This is a genomic window from Streptomyces sp. NPDC055749 (assembly GCF_053617235.1).
This window is the reverse complement of the sequence record NZ_JBSHFH010000061.1, coordinates 23,391-43,550: the sequence shown is the minus strand read 5'-3', so window position 1 is coordinate 43,550 and position 20,160 is coordinate 23,391. Positions and strand designations below refer to the sequence as shown.

Sequence of the window (20,160 nt, the reverse complement as noted above, 5' to 3'; positions counted from 1 at the left end):
TCCACCGCGGTGACGGCGCCGGTGCCCGTCCGGGCGCCCCAGGGGCCCCAGGACCCCGCTCCGGGCCGGACGAGCGGCTCCCAGCCAGTAGAGTCAGCCGCCATCGGCGGGCGCCCGCCCGCCGGATTGCCAGGGAGCGAAGCGTGCTGATCCCACACGACACCCGGATCGCCCTCGACACGGTGGTCGATCTGGTGAACACCGCACCGGAGTCAGAGCTGCCGGAGAGCGAGCAGACCGACGGGCTCGCCGATGTCGAGGCGCTGTACGACTTCGCGGAGCGCCATCTCATCAGCGGCGTCGGCGGGCTCGCCGAGAAGGATCTGCGAGCCGTACAGGATGTACGCGGGCGGTTCGCGGAGATCTTCGCGGCGCCCGACGCCCGTACGGCGGCCGATCTCGTCAACCGGCTGGTGGCCGCCGCGGGGACCACCCCTCAGCTCACCGACCACGACGGCTACGACTGGCACGTCCACTACTTCGCCCCGGACGCCTCGATCGCCGACCACCTCGCGGCCGACTGCGGCATGGCGCTGGCGTTCATCGTCGTGGCGGGCGAGCAGGAACGGCTGCGGCGCTGCGAGGCACCGGACTGCCGGCACGCGTTCGTCGATCTGTCCCGCAACCGCTCCCGCCGCTACTGCTCCAGCCGCACCTGCGGTAATCGGCTGCATGTCGCCGCGTACCGGGCCCGGCGCAAGGAAGCGGCCGGCTGACGCTCCCCGCACCGGCGCCCCGTACGCGGGGGCGGGTCGGGGACGGGCGCCGTTCCGGGGCTCACAGCAGGAAGAGATCGTGCAGCGCGGCCATCAGCAGCAGACTGCCGATCACCGTGAGGAAGATCATCAGGGGCGGCTGGGAGAGCGCGAAGAGGCAGCCGCGCGGCTCTTCGGCAGGGGGTGCGGGGGCTTCGCCCCGGGATGTGTCCACCATCTCGGGTTGATCATGGCGCAGTTGCCCCCGCGTTGGCGATCAACACGCCTTTTCCGGAAGGGAGTTCACTCCCTTCGTGGCCGGGAGGAATCGCTACGGCGTCCGATCCGCCGTCACACTTTCGGAACGCCGGGTTTCAGCGCGGGGCGGCGCTGGAGGAGCGCACGACGAGTTCCGGCTGGAGCACCACGCTGCGGTGCTCATGGGTGCCGTCGTCGTCCGCCTCCTCCAGAAGGAGTTCCGCCGCCATCCGCCCCATCACCATGGCGGGCTGACGTACCGACGTGAGCGGTACGGCGGCCGCGGCGGCGAACTCGATGTCGTCGTAGCCGACGATGGCCACGTCCTGCGGGACGCGCACCCCGGCGGCGTACAGCGACTGCAGGACGCCCAGGGCGAGCAGGTCGTTGGCGCAGAAGACGGCGGTGGGGCGGGGCACGAGGCCGAGCAGCCTGGCTCCCGCGTCACGTCCCGCGGCGACGTCCAGACGGTCGGAGGGGATCTCGACGAGGGCCTCGGGCGGGAGTCCGGCCGCGGCGAGGGCGGTCAGCGCGCCCTCTCGGCGGTCCCTGATCTGCTGGAGGTCGCCGGGGCCGCTCACAAAGGCGACGGAGCGGTGGCCTGCCGAGACGAGGTGCCCGACGGCGAGTGCGCCGCCGCGGACGTCGTCGACGGAGACGGCGCAGGACTCTCCGCCGGAGGAGACACGGTCCACCAGCACGAACGGAATCCGGTGGCGGCTGAACGCCTCCAGATTGCGGCCCGTGGCGTCCGCGGGGGTGACCAGCACTCCGCAGACCCGTTGCTCAGCGAAGAGTCCGAGGTAGTCGGCCTCCTCAGTGGGGCTCTGGTCGCTGTTGCACACCATGACGCCGAGCCCGGCCTGCCGTGCTGCCCGCTCGGCACCGCGGGCCACGTCCACGAAGAACGGGTTGCCCATGTCGAGGACGAGCAGCGCCATGATCCGGCTCCGGCCGGCCCTGAGCTGCCGGGCCGACTCACTGCGTACGTATCCGAGGTCCTCGATGGCGGCCAGCACCCGGGCACGAGTGTCCGGCAGCACCGCCTCGGGCCGGTTGATCACGTTGGAGACGGTGCCCACCGAGACTCCGGCCTGCCGGGCCACGTCCTTGATCCCTGCCACACGCCCCACTTGCCCTGCCCCACTGGTCACACCGAATGAATTGTTTCAATTCGAACCGGACGGTAACCCCATCAGCGTGGGCCGTCAAGAAACCACGTCGTGAATCGATTCACACCGAAATCGGCCCGGCGCTCAGAGACCGTGCTTCTTCAGGATGGCCTCGATGTCGCTGAAGTCCTCGCCGGGCGCCGCGGCCTGCTCCTTCTTCGGCTGCGGCCTGGGCCGCTCCCCCTGGACGCCGGACGTCAGCGGGGGCGCAGACGCGGCAGGGGCCACCGCCGACTTCTGTGCCGCACGGGCAGCCTTGCGCTCCTCGCGGGTGGTGCCGCGCCTGCGCTCGACCGTCCGCGTGGTCATGAAGAGCAGCCAGGCCAGCCCGAGCACCCCGAAGCCGAGCCAGACACTCGGCTTGAAGGCGATACCGGACACCCACTCGACGACCCCGGTCATCACCAGTCCGACCGGTACGAGCGAGTACGCGGCGATCCGGGTGGCCGTGAGGAACCGCTTGCGGTACGCGGTGACCGCGGCGATCCCGAGTCCCGCCGCCGACGCCGCGGAAAAGATGGTCTCGGCAAGCATCGCGGCCTCCAGGGGCATGGGGAAACGTCCCTTCCATCCTGCACCGCCGCTCCTGCCGGGGCCACGACCCGCGCCCACATCAGGGACTTTTCAGGGCCGCCCTCCTCCCCAGGTCCCGATTGGGAAGCTTCCTCCCGGCCTGAAAGACTGAATTCATGAGCGAATCCACACCCTCGGCACCGGTCGTCCTCGACATCTGGTGCGACCTCGAGTGCCCCGACTGCCATCAGGCCCTCACCGACGTACACGCCCTGCGCGCCCGGTACGGCGACCGGCTGGACGTACGACTGCGGCACTTCCCGCTGGAGAAGCACAAGCACGCCTACGCCGCGGCGCAGGCCTCCGAGGAGGCGTACGTACAGGGCAAGGGCTGGCCGTACATCGAGGCCGTGCTCGCCCGGAGCGCCGACCTGTCCCGCGCGGGCGAGCCGACGCTGATCGATGTGGCACGTGAACTCGGGCTGGACGACGACGAGTTCGACACCGCACTGATCGACGGCCGGCATCTCCTGATCGTCGACGCCGATCAGGCCGAGGGCAAGGCCATCGGTGTGACCGGGACTCCGACGTATGTGATCGGCGACGAGCGTCTGGACGGCGGCAAGAGCCAGGAGGGGCTCCGCGAGCGGATCGAGGAGATCGCCGACCGGCTGCTCGCCGCGCGGGGCTGACAGCCGGACCGGATCGCCGCGGGCCCGGCCAGACCGTCTACAGCGCCTTGGCCAGGTTGTGTTTCGTCGTCCCGTAACCGAGGGACTCGTACAGCCGGACTGCCGGTGTGTTGGTCGCGAAGACATGCAGACCGAGCCGGTCGACGCCCGCGGCGAGCGCCATGCCTTCCGCCTGGAGCATCAGCGTGCGGCCGTATCCGCGCCCCCGGTACTCCTCGCGCACCTCGACGTCGTAGACCCACCCGATCCGGTCCCCTGGGGCCTTTTCGTACCGTCCCACCCACACGTGGCCCACCGTCACGCCGTCGTGGACGAGGACATGCAGGTGCATGCCGTCGGTGGAGAGTCCGTTCGGCAGCTCCCTGGCGTGGTCGGACTCGGACTTCAGCCTGGCCTGCTCCTCGGGGACACCGCGGTCGACCCAGTCCTGCGCGTAGGCGGCGACGGCGGCGCTCTCCCACAGCGCGAACTCCTCCTGGGACATGGAGCGCGCGATGTGCCCGCCGGGCAGTGCGGGCGCGTCCTGCGGGAGCTGCTTGACCATGTTCCGGCTGCGCTCCGTGTATCCGAGCGCGGTGGCCAGCCGCCGGGCGGGCTCGTTGTCCGCGGGGGCCTCCAGGCGGACCTGGACGCAGCCCCACCCCCTCAGCACCTCCTCGGCTGCGAGTGCGGCGATGGTGCCGCGGCCCCGCCTCCGGTGCGACTCGTCGATGCGCAGGGCGCGGAGCACCCCTGCCGTCGCGCCGAACGCCGGGTCGGTGGCGATCTCCAGGCCGCCGACGGGGCGTCCGTTGTCGCACACGTCGTAGGCGCGTTCCCGTGCGCCGTCGGCGCCTTGTCTGCTCGGCCCGGTCGGCCGCAGGGTGGTGGTCATCAGAGGTGTTCTATCCGCTGCGCGGCGGCCCGTCACCCGCTTTTGCGGCTTTACGGGTCGAGGTCGTTCCCCGCACGCTCGTCGAAGACGCGCATGGCCTTCGCCGTCACCGGGCCGGGGGCGCCGGGAAGTTCCCGCGCGTCGACCCGGTGAACGGCCTGGATGTCGCGCGTGGTGGAGGTCAGGAAGATCTCCTCGGCACGGTCGAGCACATCCGGCGACAGCTCGGTCTCCTGGGCTCCGGTCCATTCCACGGCCAGGGCGCGGGTGATCCCGGCGAGGCAGCCCGAGGCGACCGGCGGCGTGTGGATCTGCCCGTCGATCACCACGAAGACGTTGGATCCTGTGCCCTCGCAGAGCTGCCCGGCCGTGTTGGCGAAGAGCGCCTCGGAGGCGCCCTGGCTGCGGGCGCGGGCGAGTGCGACGACGTTCTCGGCGTACGAGGTGGTCTTGAGTCCGGCGACCGCGCTGTGTTCGTTACGCGTCCAGGGGACGGTGATCACGGCCGTGGAGTCGGGGCGGCGCCCCACCTCCCCCAGGGCGACGACGAGACCGGGCGCGTTGTCGCCGCGGTCCGAGCCGAGCGGGGAGATACCGCCGGTGTACGTGATGCGCAGCCGTCCGAGCGGCAGGGGTGTGGCGTCGATCACCGTCTGTGCGGCACGGCGGATCTCGTCGTGGTCCGGGTCCGGGAGGCCGAGCCCCCTGGCCGAACGGGTCAGCCGGTCCAGGTGCCGGGTCAGGGCGAAGGGGCGGCCCTCGACGGTCTTGACCGTCTCGAAGACACCGTCCCCGACGGTGAGCCCGTGGTCGAGCACGGACACCCGTGCGTCGTCGGCCTCGCGCAGCTCGCCGTTGACCCAGATCCTCATGACGCGGTCCTTCCTGTCTCCTCGTAGGTGCCCGACGCTACAGCGAGCAGCCTGGACGCCTTCAGTTCGGTCTCGTCCCATTCGCGCTCGGGGTCGGAGCCCCAGGTGATGCCCGCTCCGGTTCCGAAGCGCAGGACCGGGGCGCCGCCGGTGCGGTCGATCCAGAACGTCCGTATCCCGACGGCGAGGCCCGCGGTGGCGCGGTCGGCGTCCACCCAGCCGATCCCTCCGCAGTACGGTCCGCGCGGCGATGTCTCCAGGGCTTCGATGATCCGCAGCGCACTGGACTTCGGTGCCCCGGTGACGGAGCCGGGCGGGAACGCCGCCGCGAGCAGTTCCGGCCACCCCGCACCGTCCGCCAGCTGCCCCCGGACAGTGGAGACGAGGTGGACGAGGCCGGGGTGCTTCTCGATCACACAGAGATCGGGGACGGTGACGCTCCCGGTCGCGCAGACCCGTCCCAGGTCGTTGCGGACCAGGTCGACGATCATCACGTTCTCCGCGTGGTCCTTCTCCAGCAGATCGCCCTCGGTGCGCCCCGTGCCCTTGATCGGTCCGGACTCGACCGTCCGGCCGTCACGCTTCAGGAAGAGCTCGGGGGACGCGGTGGCGATCTCGACGCCCTGCGCCGGCAGCCGGATCGTTCCCGCGTACGGGGCGGGGTTGCCGCGCGCGAGCAGCGCGGTGAGGGCGTCCACATCGCTGCCCGCCGGGTCCGGCAGCGGCGCGGACATCACCCGGCAGAGGTTCGCCTGATAGACCTCACCCGCGGCGATGTGTTCACGGATACGCCGCACACCGGCCATGTAGGCGGCCTTGTCCAGGGACGAGGACCAGTCCCCGACAGCGGGCCCGCGCCAGGCTCCGGGCAGCGGCGGCGGCACCTGCTCGGTCCGTACGTCGGAGAAGCGGGCGCAGACGAGACCGCCTTCGAAATCGGCACAGACGGCCCAGAAACCGGAGGAGTCGAGGGCCGCGGGATCACTGGTCACATCCCGCAGACCGGAGGCGACGAGGCCGCCGAAGCGGGCCATGGGAGCGAGGTCGTACACCCTGGTGAGTCTAGGACGGTGTGCCGTGACCTGCGTCGGGGCGAGTGCACCTCGGCAAGCTGCGCAAACGCGTTTTTGTACTGGCCCGGGAATCCGCTAGAGTTCAACACGTCGCCGGGACGCGCAAGCGAACCGGGAATGACAAGCGGACGTAGCTCAGTTGGTAGAGCGCAACCTTGCCAAGGTTGAGGTCGCCAGTTCGAACCTGGTCGTCCGCTCGCAGAAAGTGAGGGATCTTCCCGACCCCTCACTCCTGGTGGAGTGGCCGAGAGGCGAGGCAACGGCCTGCAAAGCCGTCTACACGGGTTCAAATCCCGTCTCCACCTCCAAGGACGATTAGCTCAGCGGGAGAGCACTTCCCTGACACGGAAGGGGTCACTGGTTCAATCCCAGTATCGTCCACCGGTCCGCAAGGATCCCCGCGCGATTAGCTCAGCGGGAGAGCGCTTCCCTGACACGGAAGAGGTCACTGGTTCAATCCCAGTATCGCGCACGCAGTACACGCAGGGTCACCCTGCGCGATTAGCTCAGCGGGAGAGCGCTTCCCTGACACGGAAGAGGTCACTGGTTCAATCCCAGTATCGCGCACCATCCGAAACCCCCGGTCGTCTCGACGACCGGGGGTTTCAGCGTTTCACGGGGAGAGCATCCTGCGGGCCCGGACGCGGAGCGCCCGGGCCGTGCTGCGGATATGCGGGGCTCAGGAGGAGAAGAGCATCCGGCCGAAGCCCTTCTGGCGGTGGTGACCGCCGTGGTGCCCGCCCTGGTGGTGCTGCGGGGCACCCCACGCGGGGGCGGGCGCGGCGGCGGGATACCCCTGCTGGACCGGCGGCGCGGGAGCGGGCGGGGCCTGCTGCGTCCACTGCGACTCCAGGCGGGTCAGGGACTCCAGCTCGCCGTAGTCGAGGAATATCCCGCGGCATCCGCTGCACTGCTCGATCTGGACACCGTTGCGGTTGTACGTGTGCATCTGCGCGTGACACTTGGGGCACTGCATCATCTGGTCGGCTCCTCGCCGTCGGTTAGCCGTCGCCGGAATTCATTCCCGGCTGCGGTCGGTTCACCCTACGACGAGCGTTCTGCGGCCAACTCGGGCGGGAGGGACGCAATTCGGGCGCAGGCGTCGATCATCAACTGCTCCACTTCATCCGGACTGCGTGCCTCCGCAGCGGACTTGGCGAAGGCGAGTGCGGCGGTCTGCACCGTCAGCGCCCGCGCAGGTACGTCCAGCTCGGGCCACGGGTCCCCCTGGGCACGCACGGCCGGGCCGCCCGCGGCGCGGTAGGCGTCGAGGAAGCGCAGCCAGATGTCGGGCGGCAGCAGTCCGGCCGCGTACCAGGCCGCGGGCCGCGCGAGGTCCCAGGCCGCGTCGCCGAGACCCGTGTCGTCCACGTCGATGAGCAGCCAGGGGCCGTGCGGTGCGGGGTGCCGGACCAACTGGCCGAGGTGCAGGTCGCCGTGGCAGAGGAACGCGGCCCGGTGCGCGGGCGCGGGTGCTTCGTCGCGGGCCCAGGCGGGCAGACTGCGCCAGGCCGCCAGGACGGGGTGGGTGGCCGGGTCGTGCGGCCGGGCCGCGCACATCCGGGCGACGGCCAGGGCGGCCTTGGCGGGGCCGCGCATCGGCGGGAGCGGCAGGGGCGGCTGCGTGCCGTGGAGCCGGGCGAGGAGGACGGCCGCCTCCTCCCAGGGAGCGGCGTCGGGGTACGAGGGGTCGACGGGTACGCCGTGCGGCCAGAGCGTGACGGGGCGGCCTTCGAGGAGCGTGGGAGTGGGGTCCGGTTCATGGTGGGCGGGGCCGTGATCGTTCGTCGCGACCGGGTCACCGGCTCGTGGTGCCGGGACGGGCGGGAGGAGGATGCCGGCCAGGGCGGGCGTCGCGGCCAGGGCCAGGCGGGCGGCCAGGGCCGGCCCGTCCGTGCCCGGGGCGTGGGCCTTGGCCACGATCTTCCCTCTGCGGACGACCGTGCCGTCCGCACGGTCCGCCAGCACCTGAGCGGGGGCGCAGTCGCAGGCCGTGGCCCGTGGATGGGCGCTGTCGTGCGCCAGGTCGCCCAGTGCGCGTACGACCGTGGTGGTGGTCATGGACTCCCCCGGCGATGACGGGTCCGGCCCGGTCGGCGGTCCCGGCCATGAGCGTACGTGCCGGGCCCGGGACTGGGCCGGGGCCGGTCCTGGTCCGGTCCTGGTCCCGGTCCGCCGTGCTGAAAAGGGTCCGGACAGCGCGATGTCCGGCCAGCTCCCCAGCTGGCCGGACAAACGCTGCCGTCCGCCGCACCCCCGTCCCCACGGGGTTGTTGGCCGGATGTCCCGGTCCGGACCGCTCTTCCGGACCCGGGGCGCCGCTCAGCGCCCCAGCATCACGCCCACGGACGACGCTTGTGTGACCACTGCGTCCCAGCCGCCGAAGACGACTACGAGCAGGGCCGCCAGAGGAAGAACCATGGCCGTCGCCACCAGCGGGTGGCGCGTACCGGACGGGCGGGTGCCGAACGAGGCGTACGCCTTGCGTCCCTGCGTGCGGATCGTGGTCCGCATGGCCGTGTCCGACATGGTTCCTCTCCTGACCTGATGTGGAGCGGCGGGCGTGTTACCTCGGGGGACGAGTGCTGCGCCCGCCGCTTGACCTCAACATTAGGGAACCCTGGGGCACGGGTCGTCATGCCCGCGTACCGATTGCCGGGCCTCCCGGAGGATGAGCTGTCGGTAGTCGGCGTACTCCCCTGGGTGGAGATCCTGCGCTACGCCTTGGGGTCATCCCGGAGGGGTCGCTCGGAGGCGTCCTCCCTGGGAACCGGTTGTTCGACCAGGGCCAGCACCCTGGTCGCCATGAAGCGGGCGGTGCGGACGATTGATCCACTGCGCGTGACTTCACTCACTTCGACCACCCCTCGGCGGACGGCCGTCTCCACCCTGCGGCCTGCCCTGGAGGCCACCACCTCGTACGTCCTGGTCGTGTCTCCCGCGTCCACGACTATCTCCACGCGATCGCCCTTCACTGATCCAATCCCCCTTCTGCGACGCTCCATTGAGATCTCGCACGGGCCGGGGCGCCTGGATCCACCGCTCCCTGACCACTCCTCAAGTTTCCCACCCGGCACTGACAATCGATTCTCGGGCGAGGGCGCGGCCTCTGAGCGTGCCGGGCGCCGGGTACGTAAGCTGTGCCTCGTCAGGCGGACCAGGCAGCGGGGATGGGCAGACGATGGCGATGATGCGGCTCCGGCGCGAGGACCCGCGTCTCGTCGGCTCGTTCAGGCTGCACCGGCGGCTCGGCGCGGGTGGTATGGGCGTCGTCTATCTGGGTTCCGACCGGCGGGGCCAGCGCGTGGCGCTCAAGGTGATCCGCCCGGATCTGGCGGAGGATCAGGAGTTCCGTTCACGTTTCGCGCGCGAGGTGTCCGCCGCCAGGCGGATTCGCGGCGGCTGTACGGCGCGCCTGGTGGCCGCCGACCTGGAGGCGGACCGCCCGTGGTTCGCGACGCAGTACGTGCCCGGCCCCTCGCTCCACGACAAGGTCGCCGAGGAGGGTCCGTTGTCGGCCGCCGAGGTCGCCTCGATCGGGGCGGCGCTCTCGGAAGGTCTTGTGGCGGTCCACGAGGCCGGTGTCGTCCACCGTGACCTGAAGCCGTCGAACATCCTCCTCTCCCCCAAGGGCCCCCGGATCATCGACTTCGGTATCGCCTGGGCGACCGGGGCGAGCACTCTCACGCATGTCGGTACGGCGGTGGGCTCCCCCGGCTTTCTGGCGCCCGAGCAGGTGCGGGGCGCGGCGGTGACGCCCGCCACGGACGTCTTCTCGCTGGGAGCCACGCTGGCTTACGCGGCGATGGCCGATTCGCCCTTCGGGCACGGCAGTTCCGAAGTGATGCTGTACCGCGTGGTGCACGAGGAGCCGCAGCTGTACGACGTGCACGACGCGCTCGCCCCGCTGGTCCGTGCCTGCCTGGCGAAGGACCCGGAGGAGCGGCCGAGCACGCTGCAACTCTCCATGCGGCTGAAGGAGATCGCGGCGCGCGAGGCACAGGGCTTGCACGACAGCCGGCCTCCCGCGCAGCGGTCGGCTCCGGACACGGACCGGCCCACCGGCCGTCTGGACGGCCCGTACACCGAGCAGCAGACGCGGCGCGCGGGCGACGGTTCCGATTCGGTCTCCAGGCCGCAGGGGCAGCGGCCCTCTTCGTCCCGGTCCTCCGCGCCCCGTACCGGCGGCTCGCGTCCGCAGCCGGCGCGCAGCACGACACGCTCGGGGAAGCGTCCGAACGGAACGCAGGGGACCAACGGGGCGCAGGGGCGTCCGGGTACCCGTCCCGGGGCCCGGACCACCTCGACCGGCCGGCGGCCGGCCAATCCTCGTCTGCTGCGGCAGCGGCTGGTCGTCTTCGTGGTCGTGACGTTGCTGGTGGCGCTGGGAATCGCGGCGGCCCAGGGGTGCCAGGGCCCGGCGCGCGGGCTGGGCGGCGGGCAGCCGCAGGAGCGGACCCACGAGCTGACGCAGACGCAGTTGCTGGAGTAGGGGCGGGGTTCCGTCAGCTCCGGGGGCGTCCGGTTGCCACCGCGTAGAAGGCGACGGCCGCCGCCGCACCCACGTTGAGCGAGTCGACGCCGTGCGCCATGGGGATGCGTACCCATTCGTCGGCGGCCATGAGCGCCTGGGTGGAGAGGCCGTCGCCCTCGGCGCCGAGCATCAGCGCGACCCGTTCCAGCTGGTGGGGTGCGGCGTCGTCGATGCTCGAAGCCTTCTCGTCCGGGGTGAGGGCGAGGAGTTTGAAGCCCGCCTCCCGTACCCCGTCCAGGGCCTTGGGCCAGGTGTCGAGGCGGGCGTACGGGACGGAGAACACGGCGCCCATGGACACCTTGACCGAGCGCCGGTAGAGCGGGTCGGCGCAGTCCGGGGAGAGCAGGACCGCGTCCATGCCGAGGGCGGCGGCGCTCCGGAAGATCGCGCCGATGTTGGTGTGGTCGTTGACCGCCTCCATGACGACCACCCGACGGGCGGTGCGCAGCAGTTCGTCGGCCGTGGGCAGCGGTTTGCGCTGCATGGAGGCGAGGGCGCCGCGGTGCACGTGGTAGCCGGTCACCCGCTCGGCGAGCTCGGGCGTGACCGCGTACACCGGGGCGGGGACCTCGTCCATGACGTCGCGCATCACGTCGACCCACTTGGCGGAGAGCAGCATGGAGCGCATCTCGTACCCGGCGTGCTTGGCGCGCCTGATGACCTTCTCGCCCTCGGCGATGAAAAGGCCCTCGGCGGGCTCGCGCCGGCGTCGGAGTTCGACGTCGGTCAGGCCGGTGTAGTCGCGCAGGCGGGGGTCGTCGGGGTCGTCGACGGTGATGATGTCAGCCACAGGGTGATACTGCCTTGTCCGGTGTGTCGTGCCAACGGCTCGGAAGAAGATCCGTTACCGCTGGTTACTCGGCGGGGGTGATGACGGAGTCCGGACCGACGGTGACGACATCGCCGATGACGATCACGGCCGGCGGGCGTACGTCCTCGGCGACGGCCCGTTCGCCGACGTTCGCGAGGGTGGCGTCGACCCGGCGCTGGGCTGCCGTGGTGCCCTCCTGGACCAGCGCGACCGGGGTGTCGGGGGACTTGCCGTGGGCGATGAGCGCGGCTGCGATGGCGCCGATCTTGTCGACGGCCATCAGGAGGACGAGGGTGCCGCGCAGCTGCGCGAGGGCCGCCCAGTCGACCAGGGAACGCGGGTCCTCGGGGGCCACGTGGCCGCTGACCACGGTGAACTCGTGGGCGACACCGCGGTGGGTGACGGGGATTCCGGCCGCGCTCGGGACGGAGATGGAGCTGGAGATACCGGGGACGACCGTGCAGGGGATGCCCTCCGCGGCCAGCGCCTGGGCCTCCTCCATGCCGCGGCCGAAGACGAAGGGGTCGCCGCCCTTGAGGCGGACGACGGCCTTGCCCGCCTTGGCGTGCTCGATGAGCGCCTGGTTGATCGCCTCCTGGGCCATGAAACGGCCGTACGGGATCTTGGCGGCGTCTATCACCTCGACGTGCGGCGGGAGTTCGTCGAGGAGGTCGCGGGGGCCGAGCCGGTCGGCGATGACGACGTCGGCCTCGGCGAGGAGGCGGCGGCCCCGGACCGTGATCAGGTCGGGGTCGCCCGGTCCGCCGCCGACCAGCGAGACGCCGGGGGCGTGGGTGCGGTGGTGCGGGGCGGCGAGGGTGCCGTCGCGCAGTCCCTCGACGATGGCGTCGCGGATGGCGGCCGAGTGGCGGGGGTCGCGGCCCTGCGAGGTGGTGGTGAGCACGGCGACGGTGACACCCTCGCTGCGGCCGGTGGCCGGGGTCCACGCGGTGGCGGCCTCGGCGTCGTCACTGCGGACGCACCAGGTGCGGGTGCGTTCGGCCTCGGCGGACGCGGCGTCGTTCGCCGCGGCGTCGGTGGAGGCGATGAGGGCGTACCAGGTGTCGGTGAGGTCGCCGTCCTGGTAGCGGCGGCGCTCCCAGCGGATCTCGCCGGCGTCGGCCATGGCCTCGACGGAAGGGGTCGCGGACGGGGACACCAGGGTGATGTCCGCGCCGGCCGCGATGAGCGCGGGCAGACGGCGCTGCGCGACCTGGCCGCCGCCGACGACGACTACGCGGCGCCCGCGCAGGCGCAGTCCGACGGGGTAGGCGGGGTGCTCGGCGTGCTCGGCCATGGTTGTGCGGGCTCCTCGGGCAGGGTGCGGTGCAGTGCGTGCGCGGGTGCAGTGCGGGTGCGGTGCGTGTGCATTGCAGTGCAGGTGCGGTGTGCTGCGGGCCGCTGCGGCGGTGGAGCGGCTGTGACGTGCGGGTTCTGGGTGTGGTGGGGCGTGGGACCACGATACGGGGTGTGAGGGTGGGGACGTCGTGTGTGCGGGGGTGGCGGGTGGGTGCGGGGGTGGCGGCGCCGGCGGCGGGCTTGTTCCCCTACCCGCCCCTTCCCGTAACCGGGGCTCCGCCCCGGACCCCGCTCCTCAAACGCCGGAGGGGCTGAAAGATGGGGACGCCGGGCGGGCTGCGGTGCAGGCCGCCCGGCGTCACGGGTTACTTCTCCGTCACGCCTGCCGAGTCGAACGTCGCCACCTCGTGCATCGCGCGGGCCGCGCTCTGCACGATGGGGAGCGCGAGGAGTGCGCCCGTGCCCTCGCCGAGGCGGAGGTCGAGGTCGACCAGGGGACGCAGGCCCAGCTTGTTGAGGGCCGCGATGTGGCCCGGCTCGGCGCTGCGGTGGCCTGCGATGCAGGCGGCGAGGGCCTCCGGGGCGATCGCCCTGGCGACCAGTGCCGCCGCTCCCGCGCTGACACCGTCCAGGATGACCGGCGTACGCAGCGAAGCACCGCCTAGCAGGAATCCGGCCATCGCCGCGTGCTCCAGACCGCCGACCGCGGCGAGCACGCCGATGGGGTCGGACGGGTCGGGCTGGTGGAGGTCCAGAGCGCGGCGGACGACGTCGACCTTGCGGGCGTGCATCTCGTCGTTGATCCCGGTGCCGCGGCCGGTCACCTCGGCCGGGTCGATCCCCGTGTACACGCAGATCAGCGCCGCCGAAGCCGTCGTGTTGGCGATGCCCATCTCGCCGGTCAGCAGGCCCTTGTTGCCTGCCGCCACAAGGTCGCGGGCCGTCTCGATACCCACCTCGATGGCGGCCAGCACCTCCTCGCGGCTCAGTGCGGGGCCGGTCGTGAAGTCGGCCGTTCCCGCACGGACCTTCCGGGGAAGGAGTCCGGGCGTCGCGGGCAGGTCGGACGCGACACCGACGTCGACCACACAGACCTCCGCGCCCACCTGGGCCGCGAAGGCGTTGCACACCGCTCCGCCGCCGAGGAAGTTGGCGACCATCTGCGCCGTCACTTCCTGCGGCCACGCCGTAACGCCCTGGGCGTGCACGCCGTGGTCCCCGGCGAAGATCGCGACTGCCGCGGGCTCCGGGATCGGCGGCGGGCACATCCGGGAGAGCCCGGACAGCTGTGCGGAGATGATCTCCAGCATGCCGAGGGCGCCCGCAGGCTTGGTCATCCGCTTCTGGCGTTCCCATGCCTCGCCGAGCGCCTTCGCGTCCAGCGGGCGGATGTTGGAGATGGTCTCCTGGAGCAGGTCGTGCGGCTCCTCGCCGGGGAGCGCGCGGCGGCCGTACGTCTCCTCGTGCACGACCCACGAGAGCGGGCGGCGCTTGGACCAGCCGGCCTGCATCAGCTCGGGCTCCTCGGGGAACTCGTCGACGTAACCGACACAGAGGTACGCGACGACTTCGAGGTGATCGGGCAGTCCGAGCGCACGGACCATCTCGCGCTCGTCGAAGAAGCTGACCCAGCCGACGCCGAGCCCTTCGGCCCGGGCGGCGAGCCAGAGGTTCTCCACAGCGAGGGCCGAGGAGTACGGGGCCATCTGCGGCTGCGTGTGACGGCCGAGGGTGTGGCGGCCACCGCGGGTGGGGTCGGCGGTGACGACGATGTTCACCGGGGTGTCGAGGATGGCCTCGATCTTCAGTTCCTTGAACTGCTTGGCCCGGCCCTTGGGGAGCGAGTTGGCGTACGCGTCGCGCTGGCGCTGTGCCAGTTCGTGCATGGACCGCCGCGTCTCCGCCGAGCGGATGACGACGAAGTCCCAGGGCTGCGAGTGGCCCACGCTGGGCGCCGTGTGCGCGGCCTCCAGGACGCGGAGCAGCACCTCGTGCGGGATCGGGTCGCTGCGGAAGCCATTGCGGATGTCGCGGCGCTCGCGCATCACCCGGAGCACCGCCTCGCGCTCGGCGTCGTCGTAGCCGGGGGCGGGCGGGGAGACCGCGGCGGGTGCGGCGGTCTCCTCGGGCAGCTGGGGTGCGGCGGCCTCGTCGAGCGGCTGGGGTGCGGGGGTCTCCGCGAGCGGCTGGGGCGCGGCGGCGTCGTCGAGCGGCTGGGGCGCGGACGCTGTCTCGGTCGGCTCGGGTACGGAAGCTGTCGCGGGAGGCTGGGGTGCGGGGCTCTCCTCTACCGGCTGCGGTGCGGGGGTCTCCGCGAGGGGCTGCGGTGCGGGGGTCTCCGCGACCGGCTGGGGTTCGGCGGGTGTCGCGGACGGCTCGGGTGCGGGGACTGTCGCGGACGGCTCGGGTGCGGCGGGTGTCGCAGTCGGCTGGGGTGCTTCGGCGGCCAGCGGCGTGGGCTCCTCGGCGGGGGCTTCTGTCGGGATCTCTGCCGGAGGTGCTGCCGGAGCCGCTGCAGCAACGGCCGTCTGTGCCGGTTCCGCGATTTCCGGGGTCTCGATGATCTCGGGGCCCGTGACAGGTTCCGGTTCGACCGTTGCCACCGGTTCTGCCGGGGCGGCGGGGGCCGGTGCGGCCTCGACCACGGGCTCCGGAGGGGCCGTCACCTCGGGAGCCGCCTCCTGCTCGGGCTCCGCGATTGCTGCTTCGGCTTCTGCGGCTACCGGCGCCGGTTCGGGCACAGGAACAGGAACGGGAACAGGTTCCGGGGCGACTGCCACGGACTCGGGCTGCGGCTGCGGTGCCGGGGTGGCGGGCACCGGCTCCGGCGGGGCCGGCTGCTCGGCGACCGGCGTCGGGGCGAGGTGCGGCGGCGTCGGTACGAAGCCCTCCACCGCCACGAACCGGCCCAGGGTGTCGCTCTCGAGCACGGGGGTGGGGACGGGGGCAGGGGTGGTGGGGGCCACCGGCTCGGCAATGGCCTCCGCCGCGGACTCGACCGGAAGCTCTGCCGGAACCTCGACCGGGGCCTCGGCCACCGGCTCGGGGACGACCGTTTCTGCTGGGGCCGCCTGCTCGGGCTGCGGTGCCTCGGGGATCCACGGGGCCGGGGCCTGGGCCTGGGGCGGGATCTCGCTCAGTTGGGCGGCGGGCAAGGGCGCCGGCCCTTCGGCCGGAACGTCGAAGTATTCGGGACCCGTGGTCGGCGGACCCGCGTGCCGGGCCGGCGGCGGGGTCTGCGGTGCGGCCGTGGGGCCGCGGTCGGCCAGGGAGCGGACCACTCCGCCGCTCGGCGTGCCGCCGAACGAGGGCGCCTCGGTGGAGGCGGGGCCCCGGTGCAGCGGCCGGCGCGTGGGAGCGGTGGCGGTGACCGTGGCGGTCTGGGCGCCCACGGCGACCGGTGCGGGGGCCTGCGCCTGAACCGGTGCCTGTGCGGGCGCGGGGATGCGTACACCGTTGAGGTCGACGGAACCGGTGTCGCGGCCACCGGACTCGTGCGTGCCGGCGGTCTGTTCGGCCTGCGCGGCCTGGACCTGCCCGCCGTACGAGTGGCCATGCGCCGGGGCCGGGGCCTGCGCGTACTGCGGCTGGTACGTGGCCTGCTCGGGTGCCGGTGCGTACGCCGCCGGCTCGGCCGGGGCCGCCTGCGGGTCGCTCCAGGCGCCCTGGGAAGTGGGCATCAGGAGAAGATCGTCGTCCTCGGGTGCGTGCTCGGAGGGATCGAGGAAGGTGTAGGCGTCCGGGGCGGGGACGCCCGGCTGCTCCACCATGCCTGCGTTCTCCGGCAGTCCCTCGCCCGGGATCTGGCCGGTGTCAGTCATGCGTACCCCTCGCCCATCGTCAGTGCTCCTTCGGCCCTTCGCCCGGGACGCCCGAACCACGGCACGCCGGTGCTCGTCAACAAGAACGAGCGGGCTCGCCGCGCGGCACGAATCGCCCGCGGACCTATACATTCTCGCGGCCGTTCGCCGCCGCGGCAGCTACTTCTGCCACGGCTAGCTGTGGACTGCGCCACGTTGCGCGTCCCCCGGTTGTGCCGTACCACAGCGAGGACCAAAACGGTCCCCTTTTCCGGACATTGACGAACGAAGCGACGAACGACCGGGCGCGGTACAACGATCGGCCAGCCTACCTCCCGTCGTGTCCGACCGGGTCAGGGGGCGAGGTCCGAACGCACTCCGGAGAGCAGGAAGACGACAGAACGTTCTCGCTCCGACCATGCGGACGTGTCGAGTTCGACGGTCTGCAGGAGGGCGCAGTCGACCCGGTATCCGTTCGCGGAGAGTGCGCCGCCGAGTGCTTCCGCCTCGTCCCTGGTCGAGGCGTGCGTGACGATGCGTTCGGGGCGGCGGTCCGCCACGGCGGTGACGACGGGGACGCCGCCGCCTCCGATGCGTACGACATCCGGTTCGGGCAGGCGTTCCAGGACGTGCGGGGCGCGGCCCTGGACGACCTGGAGCGGGACGCCGAAGGTGCGGGCCGCGGCCGTCGTACGGGCGCAGGCCTCCGGGTCGCTGTCCACGGCCAGGACGGCCGCGCCGAAGCGGGCGGCCTCCACCGCGAGGGCGCCGCTGCCGGAGCCGATGTCCCAGACGAGGTCGCCGGTCCGGGGGCCGAGGCGGGCCAACTGGGCGGCGCGCAGGCCCGGGAACTCGCCTTCGCCGGTCTCCGCCGGGTCCGCGGCGCCGTCGCGGTACGCCCCGGCGGGCAGCCCCCAGCCCCGTACGCCCTGGGGGTACGCGGGGTGGCGGCCGGCGATCCAGGCGCCGGTGGCGGTGGTTTCGGGGCCGCCGCCGATGACGATGACGACGTTCGGGTCGCGCCAGGTGTGGTCGGCGGCCTTGTCGGAGGTGAGGACGGTGACCTGTTCGCGGGCGGTGCCGAGTTCCTCGCAGATCACGAAGGTGCGGTGGACGCCGTCGAGGAGAAGGGCGAGTTCGGCGGGGCCCGCACCGGGCGAGGTGAGGACGGCGACCTTGTGGTGGGCGCGGCAGACGTTGACGGCCCGGCGCAGGGTGCGGGGGTGGGCGACGACGACCTGGGCGTCGTCCCACGGCATTCCGGCGCGGGCGAAGGCGGTGGCGACGGAGGAGACGGCGGGGACGACTTCGACTTCCAGGCCGTGTTCGGGTGCGTGCAGGGTGCGTACGACGCCGAAGAAGCCGGGGTCGCCGTCGGCGAGGACCACGGCGCTGCCGCGGTGTCCGGCGATCCTGCGGGCGGCGAGGTCGACGCTGCCTAGGCGGATGCGTTCGGCGCGCTCAGGGACTTCGGGGAGCGCGAGGTGGTGCGCGGCTCCGGCGACGAGCGTGGCGGCCGAGAGCGCGGCCGTGGCGGCGCGGCTGAGCGGCGAGCCGTCCCAGCCGATCACCGTGACCCGGTCGGCCATCGTCGTCAGTCTCCTGGGGGTGTAGCAGGCGGGGGCTGCCCGGGGGTGGCGGGCACGGTGAGAGTACCTGGTCCGTACCTGGCGGTGGCCAGGGGCTCCGGTTGTCAGTTCCAGTCGTTGTAGCTGCCGTAGCCGCCCGCGTCGGCCAGCTGCTCGGCGACCCCTTCGAGGTCCTCGGGGAGGAGGCCCCAGACGATCAGGTCGGTCCTGATGTCGGTCCAGCCGCCGTCGGTGCCGTTCTCGGTCCTGGTACGCGCTATCCGCGCGTTGCGCAGGACCCCTTCGCTGATGCAGCCCAGTTTCTGGGCGACCTGCTGGGATGCGGTGTTGTCGGCGGGGGTGCGCAGTTCGATGCGCTCGAAGCGCTGGTCGCGGAAGAGCCATTCGGCGAGTGCCAGCACGGATTCGGTGGCGTAACCCTCGCCGCGCGCCCAGGGGGCGGTGATGTAGCGGACCTCGGTCGCGAGGGTGCGCCAGTCGGTGTTGAGGAGGCGGACGGAGCCGACGAGGCGCTGGGTGAGGAATTCGGTGACGGCGAAGACGATGCCGTTGCCCTGGGTGCGTTCAGCAGGAGCGATCCTGCGGACCCACCGTTCGGCGTCGACCTGCGTGTAGGGGTGCGGTCCGTCGGTCCAGGCGGTGACGAGCTCGTCGTTCATCATCTCGATGTACGCGGGTACGTCGGCCATGTCGAAGGGGCGCAGCACCAATCTGTCCGTGCTGATGGAGATGGACGGAAAGGTGGATGTCATGCGCAGCTCCATGCCGAAGACCGTGTAAAGGCACAGCATGCAGCATCCGCCCGGCGTTGCGCATGGCCGGGTCGGTACGGCGGAGCCCCGCACACCCCGATGGGGTGTGCGGGGCTCGGTGCGCAAGTGCCCTGCGGGGGTCAGGACTTGGCGGGGGTACCGAAGGACGGGACGATCGAGCCCTGGTAGGTGTCCTCGATGAACTTCTCGACCTCGTCGGAGTTCAGGAGCTTCGCGAGCTTCTCGACGCGGGCGTCCTTCTCGTTGCCCTCCTTGACGGCCAGGAAGTTGGCGTACGGGTTGCCCTCGGACTTCTCCAGGGCGAGGGAGTCCTTGCCGGGCTTGAGCTTGGCCTCGATGGCGTAGTTGCCGTTGATGACGGCGGCGTCCACGTCGCTCAGGGCGCGGGGCACGGTGGCGGCCTCCAGCTCCTTGAACTCCAGGCCCTTCTTGTCCGTGATGTCGCTGAGCTTGGCGTTGGTGCCGACGCCGGGCTTGAGGGTGATCAGGCCGTTCTCGGCGAGGAGCTGAAGGGCGCGGCCCTCGTTGGTGGTGTCGTTCGGTACGGCGATGGTCTGGCCGGACTTGATGTCCTTGATGTCCTTGACGCTCTTGGAGTAGAGGCCCAGGGGCTCCAGGTGCACGTTGACGACCGGGACGATGTGGGTGTTGTTCTGCTTGTTGAAGTCGTCCAGGTAAGGCTTGTGCTGGAAGAAGTTGGCGTCGACCTGGCCGGTCTCGGTCGCGGTGTTCGGCAGGACGTAGTCCGTGAACTCCTTGACCTCCAGCTTGAGGCCCGCCTTGTCCGCCAGGTTCTTCTTGACGAAGTTCAGGATGTCGCCGTGGGGCGTCGGGGACGCCGCGACGACGAGCGCCTTGGAGGTGTCGGCCTTGGCACCGGTCTCGCCCTTGGCGGCCGGGTCGGAGTCCGTACCGCAGGCGCTGAGCCCGAGGGCGAGGGCGGCGGTGGCGGCGGCAGCTGCGGTGATCTTGATGTTCTTACGCACGAAAAGTGCCTCTTTCGGTGGTGATGGTGGAGCGCCCGGACAAGGAGTTCGGGCTTGGGGGAGGTAAGACCGTCCGGCGAATGGGGGGTGGAAGAAGGAGCGGGGCTGGGTGCGTGCAGCTGCAAGGCGGAGGATTGAGCCAACGCGGAGCGTTGGTGATTGACGACAACGCCGCAGATGTGCGTGCCCAGCCCCGCGACGCCGCCCCCCATTTGCCGG

General features: G+C 71.8%; 19 protein-coding genes and 5 tRNA genes. 8 read left to right on the top strand and 16 right to left on the bottom strand.

Annotation, left to right across the window (positions count from 1 at the left end; translation table 11 throughout):
* Window positions 1-143 precede the first annotated feature (143 nt).
* A complete protein-coding gene (locus ACWGO0_RS32125) occupies window positions 144-716 on the top strand; it encodes a CGNR zinc finger domain-containing protein (protein WP_453543056.1) in 573 nt (190 codons plus the stop codon).
* Between the two features lie 61 nt (window positions 717-777).
* Here ACWGO0_RS32125 and ACWGO0_RS32120 read toward each other — a convergent pair whose 3' ends face one another.
* The 3 genes from ACWGO0_RS32120 to ACWGO0_RS32110 form a co-directional block, all read right to left on the bottom strand.
* Complete coding sequence (locus tag ACWGO0_RS32120; RefSeq protein WP_164711272.1) at window positions 778-933, bottom strand: hypothetical protein; 156 nt, start codon at window positions 931-933, stop codon at window positions 778-780.
* 136 nt (window positions 934-1,069) lie between these two features.
* Complete coding sequence (locus ACWGO0_RS32115) at window positions 1,070-2,086, bottom strand: LacI family DNA-binding transcriptional regulator (RefSeq protein WP_453543052.1); 1,017 nt, start codon at window positions 2,084-2,086, stop codon at window positions 1,070-1,072.
* Window positions 2,087-2,209: 123 nt separating this feature from the next.
* Window positions 2,210-2,659 (bottom strand): hypothetical protein, encoded by a 450-nt coding sequence (locus ACWGO0_RS32110; RefSeq protein ID WP_453543064.1) that lies wholly within the window; start codon window positions 2,657-2,659, stop codon window positions 2,210-2,212.
* A gap of 155 nt (window positions 2,660-2,814) precedes the next feature.
* Between ACWGO0_RS32110 and ACWGO0_RS32105 the strand changes: the two genes are divergently transcribed.
* Entirely contained in the window at window positions 2,815-3,330 is a 516-nt protein-coding gene (locus ACWGO0_RS32105; RefSeq protein ID WP_453543050.1) for a DsbA family protein, read from the top strand.
* Window positions 3,331-3,367: 37 nt separating this feature from the next.
* On the opposite strand, the gene ACWGO0_RS32100 is transcribed toward ACWGO0_RS32105, so the two are convergent.
* From ACWGO0_RS32100 to ACWGO0_RS32090, 3 genes are read right to left on the bottom strand one after another with little or no spacing between them, the layout of a single operon-like run.
* Window positions 3,368-4,204, bottom strand: a complete 837-nt coding sequence (locus tag ACWGO0_RS32100; protein ID WP_453543048.1) for a GNAT family N-acetyltransferase — start codon at window positions 4,202-4,204, stop codon at window positions 3,368-3,370.
* 50 nt (window positions 4,205-4,254) lie between these two features.
* Window positions 4,255-5,076 carry an aminotransferase class IV gene (locus ACWGO0_RS32095; RefSeq protein ID WP_453543045.1) on the bottom strand — a complete coding sequence of 274 codons (822 nt, stop codon included), beginning with the start codon at window positions 5,074-5,076 and terminating at the stop codon, window positions 4,255-4,257.
* Window positions 5,073-6,110 carry a chorismate-binding protein gene (locus ACWGO0_RS32090; RefSeq protein WP_453543061.1) on the bottom strand — a complete coding sequence of 346 codons (1,038 nt, stop codon included), beginning with the start codon at window positions 6,108-6,110 and terminating at the stop codon, window positions 5,073-5,075. The genes ACWGO0_RS32095 and ACWGO0_RS32090 overlap by 4 nt, the downstream gene beginning before the upstream one ends.
* Window positions 6,111-6,273: 163 nt before the next feature.
* Between ACWGO0_RS32090 and ACWGO0_RS32085 the strand changes: the two genes are divergently transcribed.
* From ACWGO0_RS32085 to ACWGO0_RS32065, 5 genes are all read left to right on the top strand, one after another.
* Window positions 6,274-6,346: transfer RNA gene (locus ACWGO0_RS32085), tRNA-Gly, on the top strand.
* Between the two features lie 37 nt (window positions 6,347-6,383).
* Window positions 6,384-6,457: transfer RNA gene (locus ACWGO0_RS32080), tRNA-Cys, on the top strand.
* A gap of 1 nt (window position 6,458) precedes the next feature.
* A tRNA-Val gene (locus tag ACWGO0_RS32075) sits at window positions 6,459-6,530 on the top strand.
* 19 nt (window positions 6,531-6,549) lie between these two features.
* Window positions 6,550-6,621: transfer RNA gene (locus tag ACWGO0_RS32070), tRNA-Val, on the top strand.
* Window positions 6,622-6,644: 23 nt separating this feature from the next.
* Window positions 6,645-6,719: transfer RNA gene (locus ACWGO0_RS32065), tRNA-Val, on the top strand.
* A 109-nt stretch (window positions 6,720-6,828) separates the two neighbouring features.
* Here ACWGO0_RS32065 and ACWGO0_RS32060 read toward each other — a convergent pair.
* From ACWGO0_RS32060 to ACWGO0_RS32045, 4 genes are all read right to left on the bottom strand, one after another.
* Window positions 6,829-7,128 (bottom strand): TFIIB-type zinc ribbon-containing protein, encoded by a 300-nt coding sequence (locus tag ACWGO0_RS32060; RefSeq protein WP_453543042.1) that lies wholly within the window; start codon window positions 7,126-7,128, stop codon window positions 6,829-6,831.
* Between the two features lie 65 nt (window positions 7,129-7,193).
* Window positions 7,194-8,210 (bottom strand): aminoglycoside phosphotransferase family protein, encoded by a 1,017-nt coding sequence (locus ACWGO0_RS32055; protein ID WP_453543039.1) that lies wholly within the window; start codon window positions 8,208-8,210, stop codon window positions 7,194-7,196.
* A 261-nt stretch (window positions 8,211-8,471) separates the two neighbouring features.
* Complete coding sequence (locus ACWGO0_RS32050) at window positions 8,472-8,678, bottom strand: hypothetical protein (protein WP_453543036.1); 207 nt, start codon at window positions 8,676-8,678, stop codon at window positions 8,472-8,474.
* A gap of 188 nt (window positions 8,679-8,866) precedes the next feature.
* Entirely contained in the window at window positions 8,867-9,124 is a 258-nt protein-coding gene (locus ACWGO0_RS32045) for a hypothetical protein (RefSeq protein WP_453543033.1), read from the bottom strand.
* Between the two features lie 206 nt (window positions 9,125-9,330).
* Here ACWGO0_RS32045 and ACWGO0_RS32040 point away from each other — a divergent pair, with 206 nt between their 5' ends.
* On the top strand, window positions 9,331-10,641 hold the full coding sequence (locus ACWGO0_RS32040) for a serine/threonine-protein kinase (protein WP_453543030.1): 1,311 nt from the start codon (window positions 9,331-9,333) through the stop codon (window positions 10,639-10,641).
* 13 nt (window positions 10,642-10,654) lie between these two features.
* On the opposite strand, the gene ACWGO0_RS32035 is transcribed toward ACWGO0_RS32040, so the two are convergent.
* From ACWGO0_RS32035 to ACWGO0_RS32010, 6 genes are all read right to left on the bottom strand, one after another.
* Complete coding sequence (locus ACWGO0_RS32035; RefSeq protein WP_453543027.1) at window positions 10,655-11,473, bottom strand: TrmH family RNA methyltransferase; 819 nt, start codon at window positions 11,471-11,473, stop codon at window positions 10,655-10,657.
* A gap of 64 nt (window positions 11,474-11,537) precedes the next feature.
* Entirely contained in the window at window positions 11,538-12,791 is a 1,254-nt protein-coding gene (gene cobA / locus ACWGO0_RS32030; protein ID WP_453543023.1) for a uroporphyrinogen-III C-methyltransferase, read from the bottom strand.
* Window positions 12,792-13,158: 367 nt separating this feature from the next.
* Window positions 13,159-16,614 carry a nicotinate-nucleotide--dimethylbenzimidazole phosphoribosyltransferase gene (gene cobT / locus ACWGO0_RS32025; protein ID WP_453543020.1) on the bottom strand — a complete coding sequence of 1,152 codons (3,456 nt, stop codon included), beginning with the start codon at window positions 16,612-16,614 and terminating at the stop codon, window positions 13,159-13,161.
* Window positions 16,615-16,946: 332 nt separating this feature from the next.
* On the bottom strand, window positions 16,947-18,182 hold the full coding sequence (cbiE, locus tag ACWGO0_RS32020; RefSeq protein WP_453543017.1) for a precorrin-6y C5,15-methyltransferase (decarboxylating) subunit CbiE: 1,236 nt from the start codon (window positions 18,180-18,182) through the stop codon (window positions 16,947-16,949).
* Window positions 18,183-18,286: 104 nt separating this feature from the next.
* Window positions 18,287-18,973 (bottom strand): GNAT family N-acetyltransferase, encoded by a 687-nt coding sequence (locus tag ACWGO0_RS32015; protein ID WP_453543014.1) that lies wholly within the window; start codon window positions 18,971-18,973, stop codon window positions 18,287-18,289.
* A 101-nt stretch (window positions 18,974-19,074) separates the two neighbouring features.
* The gene (locus ACWGO0_RS32010) at window positions 19,075-19,941 is read right to left on the bottom strand and encodes a MetQ/NlpA family ABC transporter substrate-binding protein (RefSeq protein ID WP_453543011.1); all 867 of its coding nucleotides are present in this window, start codon (window positions 19,939-19,941) and stop codon (window positions 19,075-19,077) included.
* Window positions 19,942-20,160 lie beyond the last annotated feature (219 nt).